This is a genomic window from uncultured Azohydromonas sp. (genome assembly GCF_937926365.1).
Classification (GTDB): Bacteria; Pseudomonadota; Gammaproteobacteria; order Burkholderiales; family Burkholderiaceae_C; genus Azohydromonas.
Genome location: NZ_CALAOH010000126.1, coordinates 1 through 5,200, shown reverse-complemented (window position 1 = coordinate 5,200; position 5,200 = coordinate 1). Strand labels below are relative to the sequence as shown.

Annotated in this window: 4 protein-coding genes; 3 read left to right on the top strand and 1 reads right to left on the bottom strand. The window is 59.5% G+C overall.

The genetic code is table 11. The features are described from left to right. Positions 1-50 precede the first annotated feature (50 nt). Positions 51-374 (bottom strand): hypothetical protein, encoded by a 324-nt coding sequence (locus tag Q0741_RS13110; RefSeq protein WP_298233649.1) that lies wholly within the window; start codon positions 372-374, stop codon positions 51-53. Positions 375-1,225: 851 nt separating this feature from the next. Between Q0741_RS13110 and Q0741_RS13105 the strand changes: the two genes are divergently transcribed. The 3 genes from Q0741_RS13105 to Q0741_RS13095 all read left to right on the top strand — a co-directional run bounded on the left by Q0741_RS13105 (position 1,226) and on the right by Q0741_RS13095 (position 4,990). After that, positions 1,226-2,053: a ParA family protein gene (locus tag Q0741_RS13105; RefSeq protein ID WP_298233648.1), complete on the top strand. Its 828-nt coding sequence runs from the start codon at positions 1,226-1,228 to the stop codon at positions 2,051-2,053. Further along, entirely contained in the window at positions 2,050-3,135 is a 1,086-nt protein-coding gene (locus tag Q0741_RS13100; protein WP_298233647.1) for a ParB/RepB/Spo0J family partition protein, read from the top strand. The genes Q0741_RS13105 and Q0741_RS13100 overlap by 4 nt, the downstream gene beginning before the upstream one ends. A 799-nt stretch (positions 3,136-3,934) precedes the next feature. Next, positions 3,935-4,990 (top strand): replication protein RepA, encoded by a 1,056-nt coding sequence (locus tag Q0741_RS13095; protein ID WP_298233646.1) that lies wholly within the window; start codon positions 3,935-3,937, stop codon positions 4,988-4,990. The last annotated feature ends 210 nt before the right edge of the window (positions 4,991-5,200 follow it).

Here is a 5,200-nt window from a genome sequence, read left to right as displayed (position 1 = left end):
CTCAGTATGCGCTCGACGTCAACTTGATAACGAACCTCTGACTCGCGCCACTAGGGCGGCTCGCTGCAGTCCAGCGCAATGAGCTGCGCCTCGCCCGCGCCATCGAGCGTGCGGGCCTTGCGGTGCGTTTGGGGCCGGCGGAACACTGTGGCTTGCCAACCTTCTTCAGCGCAGTGCCGGCGTACCCGGCGAACCGTCGCCACGCAGCTGCGCAACTGCTCCGCAATGGCGGCGTCCGCGACCCCGTCGGCTGAGCGCAGCAGGACGCGAGCGTGCAGCCACTCCCGCGTCGAGCGCCGGTACGAGCGCGCCACGCGCTCTACCGCCGAGTGGTCCTCGGCACTGAGTTCCACCGGATGCTGCTTGGCCAACATGACTGTGTCCCGGTTGCCTTACCCGGGGCAGACTCCACACCGTGCCAAACGTTTCATTGCTACGGCGACGGAGCACTAGGCCAATCAGCGTCCAACCTCCTCTGCATGGCCCTACCACTGACCTTGCACTGCACGATTGGTCTGCAGGGTGTGCTGGTTTCCTTGAGGAAACTCCATGCCCGATATTTCGGTTGGCCATCTTGCAGAGGCGCTGCCTCAGAGGCTCGTGCATGCAAGCGTTCTGCGACCGTAAGGATGGCAGCACCGCACAGGCACCCAGTCTCCGTACTGTGCTGATTTCAACTTGTGCGCACAGAAAGCCCAAGCCGCGTCATTGCTGCAGTCTGAACTTCGTTGAGGAGCGCGCGCTGGTTTCCTTGAGGAAACTGATGAAGCTCATTCGTCGATGACTGTCTTGACGGCACGGCGCATGAGCGAACGTACCGGAATCAACGTGCGTGAATGCAACGGTCATCCGTGGCGCCGCGGGCACGGAGAAACCCGCTTTGGTGTCCTCAAGGAAACCCAGTCCCATTGACCAGATGGAGGACATGACAGGCCGGCTGTAGCGGCGCCTGTGCTTGCCAGGCATGTGTTGGCCTTTTGCTTCAGAGTCTGTTGTTCTGATGCGTCGAGCAACTTGGCCGGTTTCCTCAAGGAAACCGGACGCAAACGCTACCGCATGCTCAAGGAACTTCGCTCCATTTGCCATTTATCTCCTCAAGCACAGCACACACCTCCCGTCCTGAACGCAAACCATCCGTTTACGTTGACGCCGGCATAGCACTTTCGCAACAGCATCTGTTCGCAATACTTGCCACAACAACAAAAACAAAAATAGACTGCTGCCCATGCAAACCGTCGTGTTCTTCAATACCAAGGGTGGCACGGGGAAGTCGACAACCTGCCTGGCAATGGCCGACCTGCTTCATGCCCATGGCTACCGGGTCGTCATCGTTGACTCGGACATCGCCCAGCACTCGTGCACCAACATCGCGCCACCTATCAACCAGAACAGCGCCTTCCCGGTCTTTGCCTATCCGGAACTCTGTCCTGTGGATGCGGTCACCGGTCAGCGAGACCTGACCAGTTACGCGGTACAGATTGCTCATCGGGGGCAAGGCCAGGACTTCGTTCTCGTGGACCTGCCGGCCAAGGACGCGCCTGAAGCTTTGGCGGCGATCGTGGCGGCCGACGTGGTGATCATTCCCACCAAGCCCGGGCAGACGGACATCGACGCGCTGGAGAACGAGACGTACCTGGAACTGCACAAGGCGCTTGGAGAGCGCAAGCGGTTGGCACCAACCCGGCCTTTGCCACCGGTGTGGGTTGTGCCAGTCGCGGTCCACGCGCAGCTCAATGTGCACAAACTCCAGGTCAAGCAGATGGTGCAGATTGTTGACCTGCTTCAGAAGCGCCTTGAGGACGGTGCGCCCGAGTTGGCATTACCCGCACTCGAGGACGCGCTCATTGACGTGGTAGAGCAAGGCATCGCCTTTTCAGCCGCGGCCGAAGAAATGACGGCGCTCAAGGCAAGCGTCGGCAGGGTCATGACCGGAAAGGCTTCCCGGGAAAAGTTGTCACAGCAACTGAAGTACTTGGCGGAGTACGTTGGCATCCTTCCACGAGGCCGGGCACAGCGACGCAATAAGGCGAAGAGCAAGGAGGCCTTGGCATGACCACCAAGGAAGCTGTCTCGACTGGGGAAGAGAAGAAGAAGCTCAGCAAACTTGACCAGATGCAGCGTCGGGCCCAGGCCCAGAGCCGGTCGGGTGGTGGAGGGTCTGCCGTGGAGTCCCTCTTGAACGGACCGGGTCTGCGAACCACGGACCCCAACCTGCTCAAGCCATTGCCTCCTGTTGCCCAGGTCAGCGTCCCAGCCGGCCAAGCCCAGGCTCGGGCCATTGCAGGAGGCCTCACGGGCGAGCGTGTCGTCACCGTGCCGCTGGACCAGATCGTCGAGTCCCGGGAGAACTCGCGCTTTTTCTTTGACCAGAAGGAACTGGAGAAGCTGGCGCAGGACATGAAGGAGCAGGGCCAGCTTGAGCACGCCCATGCATTCCTTCGTGCTGATGGCAAATACGAGCTGCTGGGAGGTCACCGGCGGTTGCGTGCCGCCCGCATGGTGGCGCTGCCCGGCCTGAAGATCGTCGTTGTCCCCGAACCCGGTACGCCGCAGGAGCGGGCTCGCCTTAGTCGCGCGCTCAATGGCAATCGGCGGGACACCACGTTCCTCGACGACGCAATGCGGTGGCGCCAGTTCCTGGACAACAAGGTATTCAGTTCTCAACAAGAACTGGCGACCTCCATGGGAGTCTCTGAGACAGCTGTCACCAAGGCGCTGGCGGTTGCTGACATGCCCATGGAGGTTCTTGAAGCCGCTTTCGCCAATGAACGCTGGCATGGCGTTGCCAACCTGTATTGCCTGAGCCAGATGCTGAAAGTGGTGGCGAGTCGCGGAGAGAACGCCGTGGACTGGGGAGTCGCCCGGATTCACAGGGCGAATGCCGACAACACCGTCCCGAAACTCGAGCAGGAGCTTGCAAAGCTCAGAGGCCAAACTCCAAACCGTCCCGAGCGCGCGAAACCGGGCCGGACCATGTTCGAAGGACAGCACGGCCGCGGCGCACTCAAACTCTTCGAGAAGGAACGCAAGCTTGAGTTGAAGCTGGAGGACGTTTCGCCGGAACTGCTTGAGCGTCTGCACCAGGAAGTCGGCAAGGTGGTGCGAGATCTGTTCGATGAGGTGACAAAGGCGTGAAGGGAATGGCCTCAGGCAACTTGCGCAGAAGGCACGGCACCGCCAAGGATGCGATCGGGGGCGACTTCAGTCCGGTCAGGACACCAGCTGAATCGCAGACAGGGCGCCTGAAGTACCTCTTTCCCCTGAATCTTCGTGTCAGCGAACCACCCGGACCTCTTGGTCGGCAAGCCGTCGAGAGCCAGGGCAGGCATTCCAGTCCGAAGGGCGACTCGAAGGAAGATGCTTACAAGGTTCACCAACCTTTCGGGCGCAGCGCACCCAGTCTTGGGGCCCAGTGCAGTCGCCTGCTCACGACATCGGCTCGAAGATTCAGGGGAATAGATCGCCTCGGCGCCGCCAAGGCCTGCTGCCCATGCGTTCAACAGAACCGATTTGACGCATCCTGTTGATAACCCTGTGGATTAACGAAGTTATCCACGCTGATTCAGGGAAAAAACTACGCTGATTCAGGGGAAGTGAATCCGGGAATTCACGAAGATCCAGGGTAAAGTTCTCGAAGATTCAGGGAGAAAACACGAAGATTCAGGGAGAAGAAGCTTCGCAAGTCGTTGATTTTATTGATGATTTTCGCTCCTGTATTACTGTAATTCCTCTGTAGTAAGACTCTATATCCACAGCTAGTGGAACTCGGCGCTGTAGCGGACAACTTCGTTCGAAGTTGCCCGCCACAGAGCCTCGCGCGACTACTAAGTCAAAAAGCTGCCAAATCCAACCGCTGGCTCATTCCCCCGAATCTTCGTGACGACAGCCACAGCCATCAGATAGAGTCCGCCCCACTGCAGTAAGCCCGCCAGTCATGCCAACTCCCGAGTCGAAGATCCAGTCGGAATTACTCCCCGATTCGCTCGTGGGGCACCGCCGCAAAAAGCCATCACTGAAGCTCGTCAAGCGTGATTCAAAGGCGGAGCAGGCACGTGCCGATGCAAATCGCCAGCAACGGCTGTGGGAGGAGGCACTTGCGGTAGAAGCCGAGGACGCGAAGACATCGGGAAACATCGGCTTCGTCGCAAAATGGCTGGTGCATGCAACGTTGCCGTACGTGCAGCCCAAGGGCGATCCACCGGCATGGGGTAGGCGTAGCGGCAACGTCAGCCTGGTCATCCAACCAGGCTATGTGCACAAAGATGTCGAGAAGGTTGACGCACGCGGCAAGAAATACACTGCCAGCGAGCTTGTTTGCATCGGCTATCCATACGGTGCCTATCCCCGTTTGATCCTGGCGTGGATCGCCACCGAAGTCGTGAAGAAGCGGGAGCGCGAGCTCCGGCTCGGAACGTCGCTTTCCGAGTTCATGACAAGTCTTGGCAAGGACACCATTTCTGGCGGAGCACGCGGCACCATTACCCTGCTCAAGAACCAGATGCAGAGGCTGTTCTCGGCCAACATTTCCGTGTCCAACGATCCTGACGCTGTCCAGTGGCGGTCGGACGGTTTCCGGATCGTGGACTCTGCCAGCATTGAGACTTGGTGGGACCCTCTGTCGGCGGCGGAGTCCATGCTGTGGCAGTCGAATCTCAAGCTCACCGAGCGCTTCTACGAAACCATTGCGCAGAACCCTGTACCCATCGACCTTCGGATCCTCAAGGCGTTGTCACGCTCGGCCATGGCCATGGACATCTACTGCTGGCTGACGTACCGCAATGCGATCATTGAACGGTCGATCAAAGTGCCTTGGGAGGGCTTGCAACTGCAGTTCGGCAGCAACGCGTCCAAGTACAAGTTTCGCGAGAACTTCGAACGCAACCTGAAAGACGTTCTCGGGCTGTACCCTCAGGCAAGGGTCGTTGCCGACTCCAGTGGCCTGCTGCTGATCCCGTCTCCGCCTTCAATCAGTAAGCGCACTGCCGGCTGAACTCCGCGTGCTGGGCGCGGATAGCTGTCGCCATGTTCAAGCCGCAAGGGAAGATCCCGCGGCTCATCCCCTTGAGACCCGCCCTATATCTATTTCGGGGCAGCGGTTCGCCTGAAGTCGCGCTGCCGCCTCCATCACGCTGTTGCATCGCTTTCCTAGTGGTACGAGTCGGAAGTTCGCTGACAGAACTCGGCCACGGACGCCAGGATT

Bases quoted from the DNA above. Each gene is read 5' to 3' on its own strand.
- Q0741_RS13105 (WP_298233648.1), top strand. From the start codon at position 1,226: ATGCAAACCGTCGTGTTCTTCAATACCAAGGGTGGCACGGGGAAGTCG.
- Q0741_RS13110 (WP_298233649.1), bottom strand. From the start codon at position 374: ATGTTGGCCAAGCAGCATCCGGTGGAACTCAGTGCCGAGGACCACTCG.
- Q0741_RS13095 (WP_298233646.1), top strand. From the start codon at position 3,935: ATGCCAACTCCCGAGTCGAAGATCCAGTCGGAATTACTCCCCGATTCG.
- Q0741_RS13100 (WP_298233647.1), top strand. From the start codon at position 2,050: ATGACCACCAAGGAAGCTGTCTCGACTGGGGAAGAGAAGAAGAAGCTC.